Origin of the sequence: Paraglaciecola arctica, assembly GCF_018861065.1 — a bacterium.
In the GTDB taxonomy this organism is placed as follows: Bacteria; Pseudomonadota; Gammaproteobacteria; order Enterobacterales; family Alteromonadaceae; genus Paraglaciecola; species Paraglaciecola arctica_B.
On record NZ_JAHKQO010000047.1, the window covers coordinates 1 to 19,961 of the forward strand.

16 protein-coding genes and 2 riboswitches are annotated in these 19,961 nt (G+C 41.9%); of the genes, 13 read left to right on the forward strand and 3 right to left on the reverse strand.

What is annotated here, in order from left to right; translation table 11 throughout:
* Positions 1 to 267: 267 nt before the first annotated feature.
* A riboswitch (cobalamin riboswitch) is annotated at positions 268 to 406 on the forward strand.
* Between the two features lie 166 nt (positions 407 to 572).
* The 5 genes from KO534_RS20540 to KO534_RS20560 all read left to right on the forward strand — a co-directional run bounded on the left by KO534_RS20540 (position 573) and on the right by KO534_RS20560 (position 4,768).
* Positions 573 to 1,406, forward strand: coding sequence for an ABC transporter ATP-binding protein (locus tag KO534_RS20540; protein ID WP_215932812.1), 834 nt, complete (start codon positions 573 to 575; stop codon positions 1,404 to 1,406).
* Positions 1,403 to 2,425: a FecCD family ABC transporter permease gene (locus KO534_RS20545; RefSeq protein WP_215932814.1), complete on the forward strand. Its 1,023-nt coding sequence runs from the start codon at positions 1,403 to 1,405 to the stop codon at positions 2,423 to 2,425. Before KO534_RS20540 ends, KO534_RS20545 begins: the two co-directional genes overlap by 4 nt.
* 161 nt (positions 2,426 to 2,586) lie before the next feature.
* The gene (locus tag KO534_RS20550; RefSeq protein WP_215932817.1) at positions 2,587 to 3,243 is read left to right on the forward strand and encodes a histidine phosphatase family protein; all 657 of its coding nucleotides are present in this window, start codon (positions 2,587 to 2,589) and stop codon (positions 3,241 to 3,243) included.
* Positions 3,244 to 3,284: 41 nt separating this feature from the next.
* On the forward strand, positions 3,285 to 3,887 hold the full coding sequence (cobO, locus tag KO534_RS20555; protein ID WP_215932819.1) for a cob(I)yrinic acid a,c-diamide adenosyltransferase: 603 nt from the start codon (positions 3,285 to 3,287) through the stop codon (positions 3,885 to 3,887).
* A complete protein-coding gene (locus KO534_RS20560) occupies positions 3,884 to 4,768 on the forward strand; it encodes a cobalamin-binding protein (RefSeq protein ID WP_215932821.1) in 885 nt (294 codons plus the stop codon). The genes cobO and KO534_RS20560 overlap by 4 nt, the downstream gene beginning before the upstream one ends.
* 150 nt (positions 4,769 to 4,918) lie before the next feature.
* On the opposite strand, the gene KO534_RS20565 is transcribed toward KO534_RS20560, so the two are convergent.
* Positions 4,919 to 5,749, reverse strand: a complete 831-nt coding sequence (locus tag KO534_RS20565) for a LysR family transcriptional regulator (RefSeq protein WP_215932823.1) — start codon at positions 5,747 to 5,749, stop codon at positions 4,919 to 4,921.
* A 167-nt stretch (positions 5,750 to 5,916) separates the two neighbouring features.
* Here KO534_RS20565 and KO534_RS20570 point away from each other — a divergent pair, with 167 nt between their 5' ends.
* Positions 5,917 to 8,139, forward strand: a complete 2,223-nt coding sequence (locus KO534_RS20570) for a dehydrogenase E1 component subunit alpha/beta (protein WP_215932825.1) — start codon at positions 5,917 to 5,919, stop codon at positions 8,137 to 8,139.
* 89 nt (positions 8,140 to 8,228) lie between these two features.
* Positions 8,229 to 8,978, forward strand: a complete 750-nt coding sequence (locus KO534_RS20575; RefSeq protein WP_215932827.1) for a substrate-binding periplasmic protein — start codon at positions 8,229 to 8,231, stop codon at positions 8,976 to 8,978.
* Positions 8,979 to 9,016: 38 nt separating this feature from the next.
* Here KO534_RS20575 and KO534_RS20580 read toward each other — a convergent pair whose 3' ends face one another.
* Positions 9,017 to 9,811: a phytanoyl-CoA dioxygenase family protein gene (locus KO534_RS20580; protein ID WP_215932829.1), complete on the reverse strand. Its 795-nt coding sequence runs from the start codon at positions 9,809 to 9,811 to the stop codon at positions 9,017 to 9,019.
* Between the two features lie 134 nt (positions 9,812 to 9,945).
* Positions 9,946 to 10,134 (reverse strand): hypothetical protein, encoded by a 189-nt coding sequence (locus KO534_RS20585; protein WP_215932831.1) that lies wholly within the window; start codon positions 10,132 to 10,134, stop codon positions 9,946 to 9,948.
* A 182-nt stretch (positions 10,135 to 10,316) separates the two neighbouring features.
* Between KO534_RS20585 and KO534_RS20590 the strand changes: the two genes are divergently transcribed.
* From KO534_RS20590 to KO534_RS20615, 6 genes are all read left to right on the forward strand, one after another.
* Positions 10,317 to 11,252 carry a sensor domain-containing diguanylate cyclase gene (locus KO534_RS20590; RefSeq protein WP_215932833.1) on the forward strand — a complete coding sequence of 312 codons (936 nt, stop codon included), beginning with the start codon at positions 10,317 to 10,319 and terminating at the stop codon, positions 11,250 to 11,252.
* A 185-nt stretch (positions 11,253 to 11,437) separates the two neighbouring features.
* Positions 11,438 to 11,604, forward strand: a riboswitch (cobalamin riboswitch).
* Positions 11,605 to 11,710: 106 nt separating this feature from the next.
* A complete protein-coding gene (locus tag KO534_RS20595) occupies positions 11,711 to 13,726 on the forward strand; it encodes a TonB-dependent receptor plug domain-containing protein (RefSeq protein ID WP_215932836.1) in 2,016 nt (671 codons plus the stop codon).
* A complete protein-coding gene (locus tag KO534_RS20600; RefSeq protein WP_215932838.1) occupies positions 13,727 to 15,199 on the forward strand; it encodes a cadherin repeat domain-containing protein in 1,473 nt (490 codons plus the stop codon).
* A gap of 177 nt (positions 15,200 to 15,376) precedes the next feature.
* Entirely contained in the window at positions 15,377 to 16,855 is a 1,479-nt protein-coding gene (gene betB, locus KO534_RS20605; protein WP_215932840.1) for a betaine-aldehyde dehydrogenase, read from the forward strand.
* Positions 16,856 to 16,869: 14 nt separating this feature from the next.
* On the forward strand, positions 16,870 to 18,540 hold the full coding sequence (gene betA, locus KO534_RS20610; RefSeq protein WP_215932842.1) for a choline dehydrogenase: 1,671 nt from the start codon (positions 16,870 to 16,872) through the stop codon (positions 18,538 to 18,540).
* 77 nt (positions 18,541 to 18,617) lie between these two features.
* Positions 18,618 to 19,820 carry a BCCT family transporter gene (locus KO534_RS20615; protein ID WP_215932845.1) on the forward strand — a complete coding sequence of 401 codons (1,203 nt, stop codon included), beginning with the start codon at positions 18,618 to 18,620 and terminating at the stop codon, positions 19,818 to 19,820.
* Positions 19,821 to 19,961: the final 141 nt, after the last annotated feature.

Here is a 19,961-nt window from a genome sequence, read left to right on the forward strand (position 1 = left end):
ATCTACTGCTCGTGATCACGTGCAACAGATTAATAGTAGATTCCGGCCAGGAGACTGCCGGAATGACCGTAATCCCTCCTTGTCATTCCCGAATGCTTTTATCGGGAATCCAATGTTAAATAACCTGAGCTCGGATTAAATAGACTGACTAGCGTTCCATCAAAAAAATCTGCTGCTCACCTTAAGTGAACAGCTTTACTCTGCACCGGCACTTTTAAAATCGAATAATGCGTTTACAGCTCGAATCCTATCAATATCCTTGCTATATTCGCGGTGAATAAATAAGGTTTTGTGTGTTTATGCGCACAAGTTAAATGGGAATTTGGTGTAAATCCAAAACTGTGCCCGCAACTGTAAACGTCGATTAATACGTAAGTCAGATACCAGCCTTGTATACCTTTGAAGTAGCAAACTATTTCAAAAGATCCTTTTTTAATTTTCGTGCGGGAACACACGGATACATTATCTGTTTAGCACTTTTGTGCTGTTATTGATGTGTTTCCCTGCCTGCATTACTTGAGTTATCACTTTGATTGTGAAAGTTGTTCTGATTACTAGGTGTGAGTTAACACGTGTCTAATTGTTGTACCCTTGTCGCTAAAAACATCAACCTAAAAATCGCTCAACAGCAGATTTTGTCTGATATCAGTCTAAGTTTGGACTCAGGCAAAGTGATGGGCGTTTTAGGGCCTAATGGCGCGGGGAAAACCAGCTTACTTAAAATATTATCGGGGCAATTAGCCACTCAAAATGAAGTGAGTTGGAAAAACAAAGCATTAAGTGACTACGATTCAATGTCGTTGGCGCAACAAATCGCGGTAGTAAATCAACTCAACGATAGTGTGTTTGCTTTAGATTTATATCAAATAGTACGTATGGGTTTGTTGCCGCACAAATCTTTGCTTAGCAGGCAAACTCCCAATGATAAAAAGAGTATTCATGACGCTATTGCAACAGTCGGTCTCGAAAACAAAATCAAGCAAACTTTTAGTGCCCTATCAGGCGGCGAACAACAACGCGGTTTGATAGCCCGTGCTTTAGTGCAAAAAGCGGCGCTGATTATCTTGGACGAACCAGTTAATCACTTGGATGTGTATTACCAACATCAGGTTCTAAAGTTATTACGCTCCCTTGCTCACAAGCTGAATATCACTGTGATCATGAGTCTGCATGATTTAAATCTGGCAGCCAATTATTGCGATCATTTATGTCTGTTAGACCAAGGAAAGATTGTCGCTCAAGGTGCACCGCAACAGGTGCTTACTGCAGATCGCTTACAACAAGTATTTAAGCTTCCTTGCCAAGTCACCAAACAAGCTCATAACGCTGCCTTTCGAGTGGATTTTTATCCTCCAGATGAAATGGAACTTGATGAAATGCCAGCTTCAAAGGACCCGACTGAATGACTATAAAATGGTTGTGGTTAGGTTTATTGGTTGTGGTGTCCCCGATTGCAGCTCTATTTTTTGGTGCGGCAGATTTGTCAACTAGCCAGTTGATTCAATGCATTACCCAAGGCTGCCAAGATCCAGTGAACAATATGATTTTTTGGGAGATTCGCGCCCCTAGGGTTTTTGTTGGTTTTTTAGTGGGTGCAGGCTTAGCTGTGGCAGGCGCGACTTTGCAAAATATCACCCGCAATGGTTTAGCCGATCCCTATTTGTTTGGTGTGGTATCGGGCGCAGGATTAGGTGCTAGTATTGCTACTTTGTTGTTTAGTAGTAAATTAAGCGAGCAACTCGGAATAATTGCTCTCTTTCCTAACTTGCCTTTTTCTCTGGCCCTACCTTTTGCGGCATTCCTAGGCGCATTGTTTTCGGTTTTTTTAGTGCAAATTATCGCATCAAAAAGTTTTGGTAGCCGGACCGAACATATGCTTTTAGCAGGTATAGCAGTGTCTTTTATGTTGAGTGCATTAAGTCATTTCATTTTATTTTTAGGTGAGCCTTTTGCAGCCAACAAGGTCATTTTCTGGCTGATGGGTAGCCTCGCCAGAGTAGAAGTTTGGTATGCCTGGGTCATGCTGCCGGTAGTGGTGATTAGCGTGGCGATTTTACTGCTTTATGGGCGTCATATAGACGCCTTACTGCTAGGTGACGAAAACGCCAAAACGCTTGGAGTACAGGTCACCCGTTTACGAATTTTATCTTTGGCAATTTGCGCCGCACTAACCGCTTGTATTGTGTCTTATTGTGGTGGTATCGGCTTTGTTGGGTTGATGATCCCGCATATTGTCAGAAGTTGGTTGGGTGTGACTAGTCGTATAGTCATAGTTGGCTGCGTGCTGTTAGGGGGATGTTTTATGGTGTGGGTGGATGTGTTGGCTCGTGTGGCGCTTGCGGATCAAGAAATTCCTATCGGCATTATCACCTCCGCTATCGGCAGTGTATTTTTTCTATTGGTGATGAGTCAAAGACGTCATTGAAGATGTCATTGAAAAAACTAGGACAAAGGCAATCAAAGAAGTATGAATCAATTAGTGACTAAAATGAGGCGATACAAAAACAGCTTAACTATAACGATACTAGAGGATATCGTCAGTTTTCCATCACCACTAGCCGCAGCGACCTCAAAAGAAATCAAGCTATGACGCAGAAAGCTAACCACTTAAAGGCCACACAGTTCGACCTCATTCGCCATGGACAAATTGACGGCCCCGCGGCTTTATATGGTCGTACCGACGTAGCATTAAGTCCTGAAGGCTGGCAACAGATGTATCAACAAACTAATCGTCTAGAAACTTTCGATAATATCATTAGCTCACCACTAAGACGCTGCGAAGCGTTTGCATCAGAGCTTGCGGCAGATCATGGATTAACATTGCAAATTGAAGCTGGTATACAAGAATGTGACTTTGGTGAATGGGACGGCATTGAATTTGACGACCACTCCCAACATTGGCCTCTAATGACTTCTTTCTGGCATGATCCCGGTCCCAACACTCCCCCTCAAGGCGAATCCTTAGCGTCCTTTCATGATAGAGTCATTTCAACTTGGCAGACTTTGTGTAAACAACACCTTGGGCAACACAACTTACTGGTTTGCCATGGCGGTGTGATCAGGCAGATTTTGGCTCACATTTTATCCACAGATTGGCGCTCTGGAGATTGGTACAGCCAACTACAAATAGGTTACGCAAGTTTAACACGTATTATTGTTCCATCTCACCCAGAGGCGAAACCCAGTGTAGCCTTTATTGGTCTTCCAGCCGACTTTAGACGTAACGATATAGATTTCGAATAAAACATCTACAAGCCACCTTATTTAGATAAAGAGTAACCATAATGACGGACGAATCAGACAACACCAAACACAAAGCGCGGATGCAACAGCAAAAAGCTAAAGTAGATCAACGTATTGCGGCGGCGCAACAAGACAAGGGATTGTTGTTGGTCATAACCGGTAACGGTAAAGGCAAGTCCACCTCTGGCTTTGGCACTATTGCCCGCGCTGTGGGGCACGGTTATAAAGCGGCCGTGGTGCAATTTGTTAAAGGTGGCTGGGAATGTGGTGAGCGGGATTTATTGCAACAGCATGATGTGGAGTTTCATGTCATGGGTACAGGTTTTACCTGGGAAACCCAAGACAAAAACACCGATATACAAGCTGCACAATCTGCTTGGCAGCACAGTAAAAAGTTACTAAAAGACCCGTCAATTAATGTGGTGCTGCTAGATGAAATCACCTACATGATCACCTACAAATATATCGACTTAGACGAGGTCATAGCAGCGTTAACGGCACGCCCTAAAGATCAACATGTGGTTATCACGGGGCGAGCTTGCCACAGAGCGATTATCGACCTTGCAGATACCGTTAGTGAAGTGAGACCCGTCAAACATGCCTTCGATAACGGCATCAAAGCACAACAAGGAATTGATTGGTGAGACAACTAAACCACTACTTGCTAAGCGCCTTTTTTTGGGCATCTCTTGCTGTTCACCCAAATTTATATGCAGTAAACGGCGATAGTAAAGACTCACTACAAAAACAACGTATTATTGCGTTAGCGCCACATATTGTGGAGTCGTTATATGCTATTGGGGCGGGTGAACAAATCATTGGTACTACTGCGTTCGCTGATTACCCTGAAGCCGCTAAAGATATTTTGCAGGTGGGTAATTACGCTCGTCTACAAATTGAGAAGATTATTCAGCTGCAACCTGATGTCATCATTGCATGGAAAACAGGTAACCCAACTGATGATTTAGCGCGATTAGAAAAGTACCAATTAAAAGTGATCTATTCAGATCCTCAAACCTTAGAAGATGTGGGCAAGGAATTGATCATGTTAGGCAAACTCACCGGACGAGAAGCTGCATCCAATAGTGTTGCCAAACGCTACCTCACTAGACTGCAAAAAATAAAAAAAACTTACGCTGAGCAGCATAAGGTTAGTGTGTTTTATGAATTATGGTCGCGCCCAATACGCACAGTGTCGAACAAAGCTTGGCCACAGCAACAACTGGAATTGTGCGGCGCCAGTAACCCATTTAAAAACGCCACAGACGACTATCCTACCGTAGGATTAGAACAAGTATTAGTGACCTTACCCCAAGTGGTTGTGCAACCAGGTCATACCGGCGCAGAGAGCCCAGACGCTTTAAATTGGTCACAATGGCAACATATTCCAGCTGTTAAGAATAATTTTATCTTTCACCCTAATGCAGACAAAGTGCACCGGATGACCACACGTATGTTAGATGAAGTGGTGATTTTGTGTGAGCAGATTGATACAGCTAGGCAATTTTATCTAACACAGGGATAAGAAAAGCCTTCGGTTTGATGACCAAAACAGTATGTTTATTGTTACTTTGAACGATTGGCAATCATACAATGATGGTCTGCTGATTGACTAAAAACCTGAGGAAGCAGCCAGTGACATCCTCACGTATATATCCTAACTGGCTTCTTACGGTTAAATTCGATTATGACCGACTAACTCTTGTAACAGTTTGACTGTGTCAGATTCATGGATAAACCCTAAACCGATTTCGCGCGAAATCGACAGGTCTTTAATGGGTTTAAAATGAAGTTCATGATCTTTAACAATTTCATCAGACACTGGAATATATGCACAGCCTAATCCGGCTTTCACTAAACCTAAGGCATATTCAATAGTTTGAATCTTGGCTCTAGTGTCTAACCTCACATCGGCTTTGTTTAGGGCTTGTTTTAAATACGACCAACCTTCACAAGGGCTGCGCTCTACAAAAGCCAACCCTTGTAAGTCGCTGACACTAAGGGTCGTAACCGAGGTTAGTGGATGTTGTAGAGGAATAGCCAGTTGATACTCGTCTTTCCACATTGGGATAAAATGCTCGTTGTTTACGACTAAATCTCGGCTGATAATGCGCGCTTGGCAAGGTTCGTCTTGAGACACTAAGGTGAGCTCCAATGTGTCCACCGAGCGGGTCAGTGTGCCTAACAAATCACTCATTCGAGCCACGCCTAAACCTTTGATCAACCCCAATCTGAATGGCGTTTTAGTGACGTCAGTACAAAACAGTTCTTTGATAGCGCTAGCTTGACCGAGTAATTGTTTCGCTAATGGATAAAGCTGTTCACCAGCATGAGTAGCCTGAACTCCTCTGGCATGACGAACAAACAAGCTAGTGGATAAACTCTGTTCTAACTGTTTTAACGATGCCGATATAGAAGGCTGAGCCACAAATTTTTTCTTTGAAGCTCCACTTAAACTGCCAGTTTCGTAAATAGTGACAAAATACTCTAATGCCCGTAAATCCAAGTGATTAGCCTTTTAAATTGATATAGATAAAAACTATAGCAAATCAAGGTTATTAATATTATTCCTTTATCTAAATAAATTTTATGATTTGTAATCACTGTGCACTGGGCTATTCAATCGCCTAGCTAACTAGCATTTTGGCAATTGAAAATTTAGGGCCTATCCACATGATGCAAGATCGTAATATTAAGGTTAAACAACAGATTATTCATGCCGTTGAGACTGATTCGTTACCTACAGTTAAATCTTCATTTACCCCCGCCGATCTAGGCTTGTCTAACGCACAATTGATAGACCTTTTTGAATCACAAGTGATGAGTCGCCATTTAGATTTCCAATCGCGCATCATGCAAAAACAAGGACAGAGTTTTTATACCATTGGCAGTGCAGGACATGAAGGGAATGCGGCATGTGCATTAGCATTTAAGCCCAATGATATGGCTTTTCTACATTACAGGAGTGGTGCTTTTGTTATACAGCGCTCTAAACAAGTACCTGAGCAAAACCCTCTGTACGACATGTTATTAAGCTTTGCAGCGTCTTCCGACGATCCTATCTCGGGTGGTCGACACAAAGTGCTCGGTAGTAAAAGCCTGTTTATTCCACCACAAACCAGCACCATAGCCTCACACTTACCTAAAGCCGTTGGTACCGCTTTTAGCATTAGCCTTTCAAGAAAAGTAGATGTAGATAACGTATTAGAAAAAGACGGAGTCGTAGTTTGCAATTTTGGCGATGCCTCGTCGAACCACTCCACTGCCCAAGGCGCCATCAATGCTGCAGCTTGGGCGGCCTACCAGTCAGTGCCTATCCCAATAGTATTTATATGTGAAGACAACGGTATTGGGATCTCTACCGCCACACCTAAGGGTTGGGTACAGGCTAATTTTGAACATCGAGCGGGGTTGCATTATATGCAGTGTGACGGCTTAGACTTACTCGATACCTATCATAAAACCCAACACGCGGTTGAGATTGCCAGAAAACAACGTAAGCCTGTTTTTTTACATATGCGTACAGTGCGTTTGTTAGGCCATGCTGGCTCAGATTCAGAATTTACTTACCGTAGTAATGATTATATAGAAGACACCGAAGCTCATGATCCTTTGTTGTTTAGTGCCGCTTTGTTACTAAAACATGACTGTTTGAAAAGCCAGCAAATAATTGAATTATATCAAGATATAGAAAAACGCGTTGCAGAACTCAGCCAAATTGTTATCGCTAAGCCAAAGTTGACCAGCGCAGCACAAATCAAACAGAGCATTATTCCACCACAAATAAACAGAGATTATCAGAGTACACTTTCTAAAACCCAACGTGATGCGTTGTTCAGCCATGAAAAACACAACCTTTCGAAAAAACAACACCTAGCGAAACTGCTAAATTGGAGCATGCTCGACTTAATGGCGCAGCAGCAAAATATAGTAATGTGCGGTGAAGACATTGGCGCTAAAGGTGGTGTGTATAACGTTACCAGTAAATTGGCACATAAATTTGGGCCGCAACGAGTCATAAATACCTTGCTTGATGAACAATCGATTTTAGGTATGGCAATAGGCTTAGCCCACAATGGTTTTTTGCCTATGCCAGAAATTCAATTTTTGGCATATGTTCACAACGCAGAAGATCAAATACGCGGTGAAGCGGCCGCCCTGCCCTTCTTTTCCAGTGGTCAATTCGCCAACCCTATGGTCATCAGAATCGCAGGTTTAGCCTACCAAAGAGGTTTTGGTGGCCATTTTCATAACGACAACTCTTTTGCGATCTTTCGTGACATTCCAGGGTTGATCATTGCATGCCCCTCAAACGGAGCAGATGCAGTGGAAATGCTCAGAGAGTCTGTGAGGTTGGCTCAAGAAGAGCAAAGAGTGGTTGTGTTTATCGAGCCGATTGCCTTGTATATGAAAAAAGATCTACACCAAGAAGGTGATGCACTTTGGTCATTTGATTATGTGCCTCCTAATGAAGCCAAACCTCTTAAAATTGGGCAATTAGGGGGTTTTGGTTCAGGCAAAGACCTGTGTATTATAAGTTACGGTAACGGTTATTACCTAAGTCGACAGGCAGAAAAAATACTAGCTGAATCAGGGGTTCGATGCACAGTGATAGATCTGCGTTGGCTTGCCCCCCTAGATGAAAAAGCCATAGTTAAAGCAATTGGCGACATAAAAAAGGTATTAATCGTAGATGAGTGTCGTCAAACCGGCTCCATTAGTGAAGCATTAATTACCCTGCTACTTGAACATGATAAAAACTTTCCCACTCGCAAAGTAGAACGCCTAACAGCCCACGATAGTTTTATCCCGTTAGGCGTCGCGAGTTATGAAGTATTGCCTTCGTGCGAGCTGATTGTTGAACAAGCCAAACGCATGACTGAAGACAAAATGTAGCGATAGTATTATCACTAAGCCAACTAAAATCTTGTGTGTATTTCTATGTAATTGTATCTTGGTACTTAGGCAATATGCAGGAAGCGCTTATGTGGAAATCAATACTATCAGTTTATGTTACTTTCATTTATTTAGTCGTATACAGCCCGCAAACTGACTCTCGGGAAATAGTTGTCGGCTTAGAACCGTTTCCTCCATTAATAAATGAAGACGGCAGCGGTTTAGTTGTCGATATGCTCCGCAAATTTTCTGCCACTGAAAATATCCGCTTTACTTTCGAAATCATGACCTATGCTAGAGCTAAAAAGAACTTACGAAACAAAAAATTAGAACTCATCGGTATGACGCCTTATCAATTAGAAACAGATGAGTTTTATCAATATGCCACTGAACTCGATTGGCATATTGATACCCATGTTCACCTATTTGCTTTGGATAAGAGTTATTTCAATATTAGCCAATTACCGACCCGAAGCATTGGAACGCTTTTAGGTAACGCTGAGTTTCTTGCTGAAATAGTGGGCTTGCCAGAGAAAAAATTTGTTGAAGTGAGTCAATTAGAGCAGTTAGTTAAAATGTTAGCTTTAGGACGCCTCAAAGTCATTTTGTTCGAAGGTGTTGCGACTATGAACACCATTAAGTCACTGGGTTTACAAGGTGTCTATTATAAAGAAATGGGAATAGTTCCGAGTACTTTGGCGATACCTAAATCAGCGGAAGGCCTGATACTAAAACAAAAACTAGATGCATTTTTAATTAATCCAAAAAATCAAAATATCTTCAATGAGTTTATTCACTATATTCCAAGCAATCATGTCAGTACTCTGCTGGTAGAGTAAACTACAGCGCTATTTAGCCCTTCTTCTAGCGCCCTCAATTATTCATCGGGCAAAGCGATAAAACAATCGCCTATTAGACGTGTTGGGATTTTATGTGTGGCTACAAATCGCAACTCTACGCTGGTTCGATTTGCCCGCATTTGCTCAACCACGTGAGTCCGATGTAAAGTGCCGCCTTTAAAGATCACTGCGTCACCAGCTTGCATTTGAGGTTGCCATAATGAACCAGATGAATAGCGGTTAAGAATACTTTTATGGCTTAACTCATTTGGAACAAGCAATTCATCAATTGTCTCGGTAACAAACTCTAGTCCTGGGGCATCGACTCCGCATCGAGTCAAAGCTATCCAACAAGTTACTGTGGGTAACAAGGGGCTTGCCTCTTGCTCGATGTCTTTCGAAGCCAAGAAGTCAAAACCTAAAGCACCATCTTGATGCCAACCGTGAGGCGCATGTTCGGGAGGATAGAGATGTGGTGCGTATTGGCGCCGTATCCAAGCCTGATCATAATCGCAACTCACCTGATGACGACCCAACATTTTCCGAATTTCACTCGCTGCAGGACCTTGTGCAATTTCCTTTAATAAGTGAATCACAAGAGCTTGGTCGTTTAATGAGTGAAGACTGAATGAGGATGCATGGGGCAGAAATTTTTGTGTCTGTGGCAAAGACGCGGCTGTAGCATCAACCGATTGAGTTTCCATCAACAACATAATATTTTGATAACATCTTTGCGCGGCACAGTTTAGCGATGTTGTGACATCTACACTTATTGCGTGCCGCGTTATCGACACAGCATTAGCGGCAGGGCAAACCAACCTTGATTTATTCATATCATTTTGCAGACTTTACTTAGAACGAACAGCCGAACCACCATAACGATCACTCTTCACCCGTTAATCGCGTATCTATTGTGAGGGAGTGTACCGATAACGCCAATAAAATATCATAGGGTCAATATCTGAATCTATCCGGTGCGAGCTTCGCGAAACCCTGTTTTGAAGCCCGACTTAAACGCTTTATTGAGCAAATCGGCGTAATGCTGCGCGGTCATTTCATTAGAGCTTTCTAGCCATGTTTGTTCATTGCCGTCTACTACTTGGAACTTCCCCTCGTTTGTATTTAACACAAAAGGGCTTAACCGCTCATCATTCATATCATTCCCCACTAATTTTTACTGTCACCAAGGATAGACTACTTGGTATTGTGAAATAACCAAAACATTGAGGATTAAAACCGCCACTTAATTTGCTGTACAAAGCATGAAATGCCCATTATGTTTACGTAATCAAGTTTAATATTTCCAATATTCAAGCTCAGAAATTAACTAGAGGTAATATGGAAAAAGGAATTTTAACGCTAGCCAATCGCATCGGTGACTTTCTTAGCGTATCTCAAGATGGGTATGCTATTTTTTCTGCAGACGACAAGTTAATTGGCTGTAATCAAGCCTACGCCGATTTTATGTGTATGGATTTAAAGTCTATTGTCGAACAATCATTTAGCCAACTTCTACTTACTGCCCATGAGAAACAACAGGGCCCCTATATTGAAACACAGGATATAGATCTATGGTTAGCAAAAGCACAGAGTAAAAGACGTAGCCAAGAATTTCGGCTATTCGAAGTGGATCATACCGACGGCAGCTGGTATTTGATATCTGAACAAACACTGCCATCTGGCGAGTTGTTATTACACGCAAAAAGTATTTCTGCTCAAAAAAGTATTGAACAAAAACTATCCGCACATATTCATAAACTAACAGATTTAGCACTAACAGATGAGTTAACACAAATTGCCAATCGCCGTAGTTTTATAGCTAACGTCAAATCTGAAATTAGCCTATATAAAAGAAACCATCATGCCTTTACGTTTTGTATCTTAGATATTGATTACTTTAAGAAAGTTAACGACCAATTTGGCCACCAAGTAGGTGACAAAGTACTTAGTCAGTTGTGTAAACTGGTAAGTAACACCCTGCGGGAATACGATCTGTTTGGGCGAATTGGCGGCGAAGAATTTGGGATATTGTTAAGGGACACTAAAACCACTGAAGCCTACGATATAATGGATAGGTTACGTAAAAAAGTAATGAATAGCACATTCAATACTGCCACTACCCCTGTCAAAATCACTTTGTCAATTGGTTTGGTTGAAAGCTGGTTAGGTTGCACCTTTGAGCGGCTTTACAATCAGTCTGATATGGGACTGTATAGAGGCAAAAATAATGGTCGTAATCAAGTAGTAGTTATCAATAAAGTCCAAGAATCTTAGTTCGCCGCTACCTTAGCGCTACTTAACCTTGTTACTAAAATGTGATTCTATTCTCCTAAACCACTGCCTGTTTTTCGGTTCTAAGTCCTGTAGCCTTTAGCGGTAATAAACCTCAGCATTTAACTCATTTGTTAGCTACACCCTATTCCATTGACTTTTAGAGTAAACATCCTCAGAATTGCGCGCTCAAATTGCTCAGGTGCTCTAGTAAATAATCATGAATTGTTTGCGATAAAGAGATAATCGGGAAGTTAGTGCGACATGGTAACTGTCTAATTCTAACGCTGCCCCCGCAACGGTAATACTGAATAATCAGTTAAGCCCGGAGACCGGCCTGTCAATATACACATTTACAGTGCGGTGGGCGCTAGGAATTGTATTGAAACATAAACACTTAAATGTATTTGCTATTTAAGTGTTGTTTCGGCATTCCTATTGTCCTCGTTTCAGAGGTCACAATGTTTTTCTTAAAACGCTTTTTTGTATTGCTGTTGAGCTGTAGTTACCTGAATTGGGTAACGGCTAGTGAGCACTCTGCACAAAGTGTTGAAGTCCTCACAATTTATGATCAGCAATCGCAGCTGCTAAACAACTATCAAATTTTGACAGCTGAAGACTTTGTTAATTCATCGCAAACTCTGGCGCAAATTTTACAGAGCATAAATGGGATCCAGATCCGTCAAATTGGGGGATTAGGCAATCCGATTTCTGTATCGATGCGCGGTTCTACCAGTAAACAAGTGCAATTGTTTATAGATGGTCAGTTAGTCAACGACAGTCAATTTGGTGGTTTTGATTTAAACCAAATACCTACTGAACAAATTCAGAGTATCGAAATCAGTAAAAACCAGGCGATAGGCGCGGGTTCCACACCAATTGGAGGGGTAATTAGGATCAATACCTACAACTCAAGCCAAGATAAGTTAAAACTGAGTTTGGTTCTGGGTTCCTATGCTCACCAAGAATTAAACCTGTTATTCAACAAAGCGTTTGATTCGAATACTTTATCTGTTGGCGGAAGTTACCTAAAAACAGATAACAATTATGATTACCTTGTGCCGCAAAGTTTTAGCAATAGTAACCAGTCGACCTCTGAACCTTTGGGCAATAATCAGTTTGAAAAGCACAACTTTTTTATAAACAACCAGATGACATTGGCCAATCAGCAAATCAGACTTAGTCTGCAGTACAACGATCAAAACAAAGCCATTCCTAACTACCAAAACAACACCCTAGAAAACGCCTCGAATCTCTCGTCTGAAACCTGGCGATTGGGGTACCGGCACAGTGTTTATATACCTACCAAATGGTTAGAAAACCTGGAGTTTGAAGCATACCGAGAAAACAAATCTGAACGTTATTTAGATATATTGGCCGATATAACCCGTTTAGATGGCCAATACGATACCACTAAAAGCCATGCCGAATTTAATACGGCGTTTTTGTTTGAAAACCAATACGGTGACTTTGCAGTTAGCCCTTTTATACAATTTATGCAACAACAGTTCGACTCTTTAAGCTTCGACAGAAATGGCCCAATTGTTTGCAATGCAATAAGTAGTTGCGATGTCATGGCCAAACAAGATCAGCAATTGTTGGGTTCCCGATTTGAGTGGCAGCAAAATGACGGCGGATTTTCTGTTTATTCATTGTTAACTCAGCTCAAAGAAAAAAATCAAAATATAGCGGTTAACCAAGCTAACGCCGAAAAATTTATTAACAAGCAAGACCACCAAACTCAGGAAGTAGGATTGGTGTATCAAGGACAAAAATTAAAAACACAACTAGTGGCAAGTAATGGCATTCGTACTCCTACCTTATTCGAATTATTCGGTGATAGAGGGTTATTTAAAGGCAGCCAAGAGTTATTGCCAGAACAAGCTAAAACAGTAAGTTTAGGAGTAACATTTGAGCACACCCTTGCACAAATGAATTACACCTTAATTTCTTCAATTTACCGGCAACAATCAGATAATGCCATAGTTGCTATTTTTAACACTAGCGGTGTTGGAGCCTATGAGAATGTCAGCAACGCAACACTAAATGGGCTAGAACTAGAATCAAAACTTGCGGTAACGTCTGACTTTAACATTAATATGCAAGCTAACTTCATTGATAGCCAAACTGACTCTGCTATCTCATCATTCGACAATAAAAAGTTACCTGGGATTTATCACCAACAGTATAGTTTTTCAGTTAATTATCAGATCACCCCCCAATGGAAAATACAGCTTCGCAGTGCATTAGACAAAGACTTGTACTTTAACCGCGCGAATATATTTGAATCTAATAATGGCCAAGCAGGCAAACCTGCGCAGCGCAAAGTCACCGATATCCAATTAAGTTACCTTCGAGGTATTTATCACTTTAACTTCAGTGTGAACAACCTCTTTGATCAACAGTACCAAGACTTAGCAAACCGCCCTGCACAAGGTCGAAATATCCTCTTCAAACTCTCAATACAAGGCATCTAAATGTTATTACTATTCAAAAAGTCTGCAATTACACTTGGCTTAATCAGCACCCTATCAATTTTGGGAGGATGCGGAAGCGACGATAATCAAGCCCCTGAATTATCGGGTAACTTATCAGTAACAGTGGCAGAAAATACTACTACAGTAGCCCAATATACGGCGACCGACGTTGGCGATGTATTAACTTTTTCTCTCGAAGGGTCTGACCAACAGCTTTTCACCATAGACAATGCCGGTGCAGTAGAATTTATCAATGCCCCTGACTTTGAAAGTGGTGATATTGGCCCGTACAGCTTCACTGTTACTGTTACAGATGCCAAAGGTTTAACTGATTCAATTGAGGTTACCGTGAATGTCGGAGATGAATTAGATACGCCTTCACTAGCGGTAGTACAAACCTTAGCTGCGGACTACTCTAGCTCTCAAGTCGCCTATTTAGATACTACTACACAAACTGTAGAGGACGGCTTTTACGCCAAAACACAATCTGATTACACTATCAATGTCTATGAAAATGAGCTGTTTCATATTGGGCGTTTTTTCATTGATACCATCAGTAAATACAACACCGAAGACGCCAACACAGAGATTTGGTCTTACTCGACTCAGGATGATTTAGACTCCACCAGCCGTAACCCTTATACCTTAGTACCTCTAAGCGCAGAAAAAGCTTATCTAATACGTTACGGCTCTGATAAAATTTGGATAGTCAATCCCCAAGCAGACAACTTCGAGAGTTTCAAAATTGGTGAGCTTGATCTATCCAGTTACATTCCCGACAACAATACCCTAGGCACCCCAAGTCCATCTGCAGCTGTCATCAATGACGGAAAATTATTTGTAGCAATGCAACGTTTGGATGATGCTTACGCTGCATCCAACACGGTTTATTTAGCCGTGTTTGATACCACAACAGACACCGAGATTGAAACCAACGCTGATGCAACTGACAACGTCATGGGAATCCCTATTCTAGGGCTCAATCCGTTAGAACACAGTGTTAGAGCGTTTGAAGACAATGTGTATATCACCACTCGTGATTCCTATGCAGCGATCAGTCCAGCTCTAAGTATGATCGAAAAGGTAGATACTAACGATTTCAGCCTAAGCACAGTATTAACTGCAACTGACATTACCGACAACACCTCTCAATTCATCCAGTCAGCAGTGGTTGTTTCTGCCGACAAAGGTTACTTTTTTGCGAACGAAACCTTCTTTGGTCCATACCGCGAAGAATCAACTCTGTATCAATTCAACCCAAGTACCGGTGAGATAAATAGTGAAGCAGCCTATGACCTAGAATCTAGTAATATTGGATTTATCGATGTAGATACAGCAGGATTTTTATGGATAAGTGTTAGAGAAGATGCCGCACCTGGAGTAGAGATCATTGATACTGACACCAATCTTCCCTATATCGAACGTTTAGCAACCCAATTAAATCCTAGTGTGATTAGATTTTTACAACAATAGATATTGAGCGAGCGACTAAACTTTAATCACAATCAATTAGTTAATTTTAGTTTTATAGCCCTGTGCAATTCACAGGGCTTTTTTATTTCTAACAATCAATTACTGAGGTTGATTGACATATAAATAGCAGGCATAGTTCTGTAGTTTTTTGCCTATTGATCCCGCGAGTACCTATCTATGTCCATTTCGTTTTCTCCTAAGCCCTGTTATCAAAACTTTGTTAATGGTCAGTATCTTGCCAATCAAAGTCGTGAAACTTTTGATGTCACTAATCCCGCAACAGGACAAGTGATTTACCAGATGGAAGTAGCAGACGAATTTATTCAACAAAGCGTCATCAGCAGCGCCCAACAAGGTTTTGCCACATGGTCTAACATGACCGGGATACAGCGTAGTCGTATTTTACTTAAGGCTGTTGCATTGCTACGTCAATACAATGATGAACTCGCCGCAATTGAAGTTGCGGATACCGGTAAACCCTGGCAAGAAGCGAGCGTTGTAGACGTTGCCTCAGGCGCCGATGCCATAGAATTTTTTGCAGGCCTTGCCCCCGCTATTGAAGGTAATCAACAACAAGTAGGTAAAGACTTCTATTACACTCGCCCTGAACCGCTTGGTGTGTGTGCAGGCATTGGCGCGTGGAACTATCCACTTCAAATAGCTTGTTGGAAAGCGGCCCCCGCCCTTGCTTGTGGTAATGCCATGATATTTAAACCATCTGAGGAAACACCATTAGGCGCGCTAAAACTAGCAGAAATATTAGCTGAGGCAGGGTTACCGCCTGGGGTCTTTAACGTGATTCAAGGTGACGGAAAAGTAGGCGCTTGGCTTAGCCATCATCAGGACGTTGCAAAAGTCTCTTTTACTGGCGAAGTCGGCACCGGCAAAAAAGTCATGGCTGGCGCAGCGACAACCCTCAAAGAGGTCACTATGGAGCTAGGAGGTAAATCGCCTTTAATTATCTTTAATGATGCAGATGTTGATAATGCCGTGTCTGCTGCCATGCTCGGCAATTTTTACACTCAAGGTGAGATTTGTACTAACGCCACTCGAGTCTTCGTACAAAAAGACATCTACCCGGTGTTTATCAAAAAACTATTGGCGCGAATCGAAGCCAATATAATACCTGGTGACCCTATGCACCCAGACACCAACTTTGGTGCGCTTATTTCCCAAAAGCATCAGGAGTTGGTGTTAGGTTACATAGCTAAAGGAAAAGCTGAAGGGGCGACATTATTGTGCGGTGGTGAAACTCTACAACCACAAGACGCACCGAATGGATACTTTGTTGCACCAACGGTATTTGCTGATTGCGAAGACCACATGAGCATATGCCGCGAAGAAATATTTGGCCCCGTAATGGCAGTTTTAACCTTTGAAAATGAAGACGAAGTAATAGCGCGCGCCAATCATACTCAGTTAGGCTTAGCGGCTGGAGTGTTTACTCAAGATATCACCCGAGCTCACAGAGTGATTCACCAAATGCAAGCAGGCATATGTTGGATCAACAGTTATGGATTATCCCCGGTTGAAATGCCTGTTGGCGGTTACAAACAATCGGGTTTAGGCCGAGAAAACGGCTTAGCTACCCTGAAACAATATACCCAATTAAAATCTGTGTATGTAGGTTTAGCGCCTTTAGACAGCCCGTTTTAGAATAGGAGGTAGCGATGCAAACAATTTATGATTACATCATAATCGGAGCGGGCTCAGCAGGTTGTGTGTTGGCCAATCGCTTGTCAGAAGATCCTAACAATAGTGTGTTGTTATTAGAAACGGGCGGCAGTGATAAAAGTATCTTTATCCAAATGCCTACGGCTTTATCTATTCCTATGAATACCGAAAAATACGCATGGCAATTTTCAACCCAACCCGAACCCTATTTGAACGACCGAGTGATGCATTGCCCTAGAGGAAAAGTGTTAGGGGGTTCATCATCAATTAACGGTATGGTTTATGTACGTGGGCACGCCAAAGATTTTGACGAATGGCAACAAACAGGCGCAACCAACTGGGATTACGCCCATTGCCTACCCTACTTCAAAAAAGCCGAAAGCTGGGCCTTTGGCAAAGATGAATATCGTGGAGGAAATGGCCCGTTAGGTGTAAACAATGGCAATCAAATGCAAAACCCGCTGTATCAAGCGTTCGTTGATGCCGGAGTTGACGCTGGATATTTTGCGACTAAAGATTATAACGGCCAGCAACAAGAAGGGTTTGGCCCGATGCATATGACAGTCAAAAATGGCCGTCGCGCGTCCACTGCCAATGCCTATTTACGCCCAGCAATGCAGCGCCCTAATTTGACCGTTATCACTCATGCTTTGGTACACAAAGTATTACTCGAAGATAAAACCGCTGTTGGGGTGCGTTTCGCACACCAAAAGCAAATTAAAGAAATCAGGGTGAATAAAGAAGTGATTTTGAGCGCCGGCTCAATTGGCTCACCGCACCTATTACAGTTATCAGGCATAGGCCCAAAAGAAGTGTTAGAGAAGGCTGGCATTGTATGCCTGCATGACTTAACAGGTGTAGGTGAAAATCTACAAGACCACCTTGAGTTCTATTTTCAATTCAAATGTACCCAACCCATTACCCTCAATGGCGAATTAGATTGGTGGAGCAAACTTAAAATAGGTGTTCGTTGGATTTTAAATAAAGACGGATTAGGCGCCACCAACCATTTTGAGTCGTGCGGCTTTATTCGCTCCCAAGCCGGTGTCGAATGGCCAGACTTACAATACCATTTTTTACCTGCCGCTATGCGTTACGATGGTAAAGAAGCCTTTGCTGGGCATGGTTTTCAGGTGCATATCGGGCATAACAAACCCAAAAGTCGTGGTAGTGTACGAGTAGTATCTTTAGACCCCGAAAAAGCGCCGCAAATTACCTTTAATTATTTACAGCATCAGGATGATATCCAAGGATTCAGAGACTGCGTAAGACTTACCCGCGAAATCATCAATCAACCCGCGTTGGATAATTTTCGTGGTGAAGAGATCCAACCCGGCACACATATTCAAAGCGATGAACAGATCGATAAATTTGTGCGCGAATCAGTAGAAAGTGCCTATCACCCGAGTTGCTCATGTAAGATGGGAACAGATGAACTGTCTGTGGTGGATCCCCACACCAAAGTTCACGGTATTGAGGGGTTACGAGTGGTTGACTCTTCGATTTTTCCGACTATCCCTAATGGCAACTTAAATGCGCCTACCATAATGTTGGCAGAGCGCGCCGCGGATCTGATTAAAGGTCACACTTTGGCGCCTGAAACAGTTAAAGTGACTGGCGATTTGCATTGGCAATCACAACAACGAACTAATCAGGCTAAACGTTAAAAGGACTCAGTCATCTGTTACATTTTGATTAATTGTTTAGAAGCAAATTTTCCGGTCAAGAAGTTTAGGAAAATGTTATGACACTTTGGTTATCTGCAGGTATTTTTTTCACCTTTGCATGCATCATTGGCATTTTGCTCAAATGGGGAAATATCCGTTGCGTTGGTGTGACACCTGTCAGCACCTTTACTTTTATCGCCATACTCTTCACTTCGGGTTTAGATGTAGGGCTTATTATGTTTCCTTTGACTGAGTTTGCTGGTTATGCTGATTTAGTGACCAACCCCGAATATGCATTTTCGAATCCATTAGCAATAGAGTTTGGTTTTTGGGCGTTTTTAATTTGGAGTTTTTACTTTCTCACCTGTTTCTACTTTTGTGTGCTTGAGCCTAAAGTGCAGTTTTTTAGTATTCCCTTGGTCAAACTAGTCAATAATATTGTGATTATAGGCACCTGTGCATTTACGGCTTTTTTACTGCTAAGTAACTTACCTTGGTACATTCCACAGTTAGCCGACTCAGGCAACCTTACGGCAAGTTTTTATGTCATAGTGTTGGCCATCATTGCACTATCAGTGTATTCCAGCACAGATATTCGTTACGTCAAAGTGCTTAGCTTAGCCAGCACTTGGTTATTCATAGCTTTAATACTGTTACTTTGGGCTAGCGCCTTATTTTCACAGCAAGGCACTGCAGCAGAGTTTTTTTCCACCTTTAATTTACTTGGCAACTACTTTTCAAATCTCCACAAGTTTGTATTGCCACTTAATGCTTATCACGAATTCTACCTGTACTGGTGGTTTGCGTGGTGCATTATGATAGGCCAATTCACCTCTCGTTTTGTAAGTGGTTTACGTACCTATCAAGTATTGCTAGCCATGCTGGTATTCCCTTCAATCCCAATCGCAGTATGGTTTGTAGGATTGTATTATTACCACCTAAATGAGCTAAGTGTGAACAGCGTTATTAATGTATCTATGGTTATTGTGGGTATTATTTTTGTAATTAACTCATTGGACTCACTGATACGTTTATATACCGACAATCTCAACTTAACCGTTGAACGTTTTGGTACGACTCAATATTTTGTTGGCAACCTAGTAATTTTAAGTGGCCTTACCCTGTTATTTACTTTGGATTTTTTACAAATTCAATGGGTAGGAGCCTTAGTGATTGGGCTGATTTTTAGTTGTTTTGTATTTATGATGTTTAAGCGGTTTACCTCAGAGCCTGCAATAATGAGGGAAGTTACAGGCGTCAATGAAGTGAAAGTGAAGTAAGGGAATGAGTTTACGGCAAAGGTAGAATCCCGAGCACCGTTTAAAGACTCCACCATTGCATGAAGAGACCGGCATATCGCTGCGCAAATATTTTATTACATAATCGAGTTATCACTATTGGCAATATTGGGTGATACTTAA

Excerpts from the sequence above, each read along its gene's own strand:
- betB (WP_215932840.1), top strand. The coding sequence starts at position 15,377 with ATGTCCATTTCGTTTTCTCCTAAGCCCTGTTATCAAAACTTTGTTAAT.
- KO534_RS20590 (WP_215932833.1), top strand. The coding sequence starts at position 10,317 with ATGGAAAAAGGAATTTTAACGCTAGCCAATCGCATCGGTGACTTTCTT.
- KO534_RS20585 (WP_215932831.1), bottom strand. The coding sequence starts at position 10,134 with ATGAATGATGAGCGGTTAAGCCCTTTTGTGTTAAATACAAACGAGGGG.
- cobO (WP_215932819.1), top strand. The coding sequence starts at position 3,285 with ATGACGGACGAATCAGACAACACCAAACACAAAGCGCGGATGCAACAG.
- KO534_RS20600 (WP_215932838.1), top strand. The coding sequence starts at position 13,727 with ATGTTATTACTATTCAAAAAGTCTGCAATTACACTTGGCTTAATCAGC.
- KO534_RS20570 (WP_215932825.1), top strand. The coding sequence starts at position 5,917 with ATGATGCAAGATCGTAATATTAAGGTTAAACAACAGATTATTCATGCC.
- KO534_RS20615 (WP_215932845.1), top strand. The coding sequence starts at position 18,618 with ATGACACTTTGGTTATCTGCAGGTATTTTTTTCACCTTTGCATGCATC.
- KO534_RS20595 (WP_215932836.1), top strand. The coding sequence starts at position 11,711 with ATGTTTTTCTTAAAACGCTTTTTTGTATTGCTGTTGAGCTGTAGTTAC.
- KO534_RS20580 (WP_215932829.1), bottom strand. The coding sequence starts at position 9,811 with ATGAATAAATCAAGGTTGGTTTGCCCTGCCGCTAATGCTGTGTCGATA.
- betA (WP_215932842.1), top strand. The coding sequence starts at position 16,870 with ATGCAAACAATTTATGATTACATCATAATCGGAGCGGGCTCAGCAGGT.
- KO534_RS20550 (WP_215932817.1), top strand. The coding sequence starts at position 2,587 with ATGACGCAGAAAGCTAACCACTTAAAGGCCACACAGTTCGACCTCATT.
- KO534_RS20575 (WP_215932827.1), top strand. The coding sequence starts at position 8,229 with ATGTGGAAATCAATACTATCAGTTTATGTTACTTTCATTTATTTAGTC.
- KO534_RS20545 (WP_215932814.1), top strand. The coding sequence starts at position 1,403 with ATGACTATAAAATGGTTGTGGTTAGGTTTATTGGTTGTGGTGTCCCCG.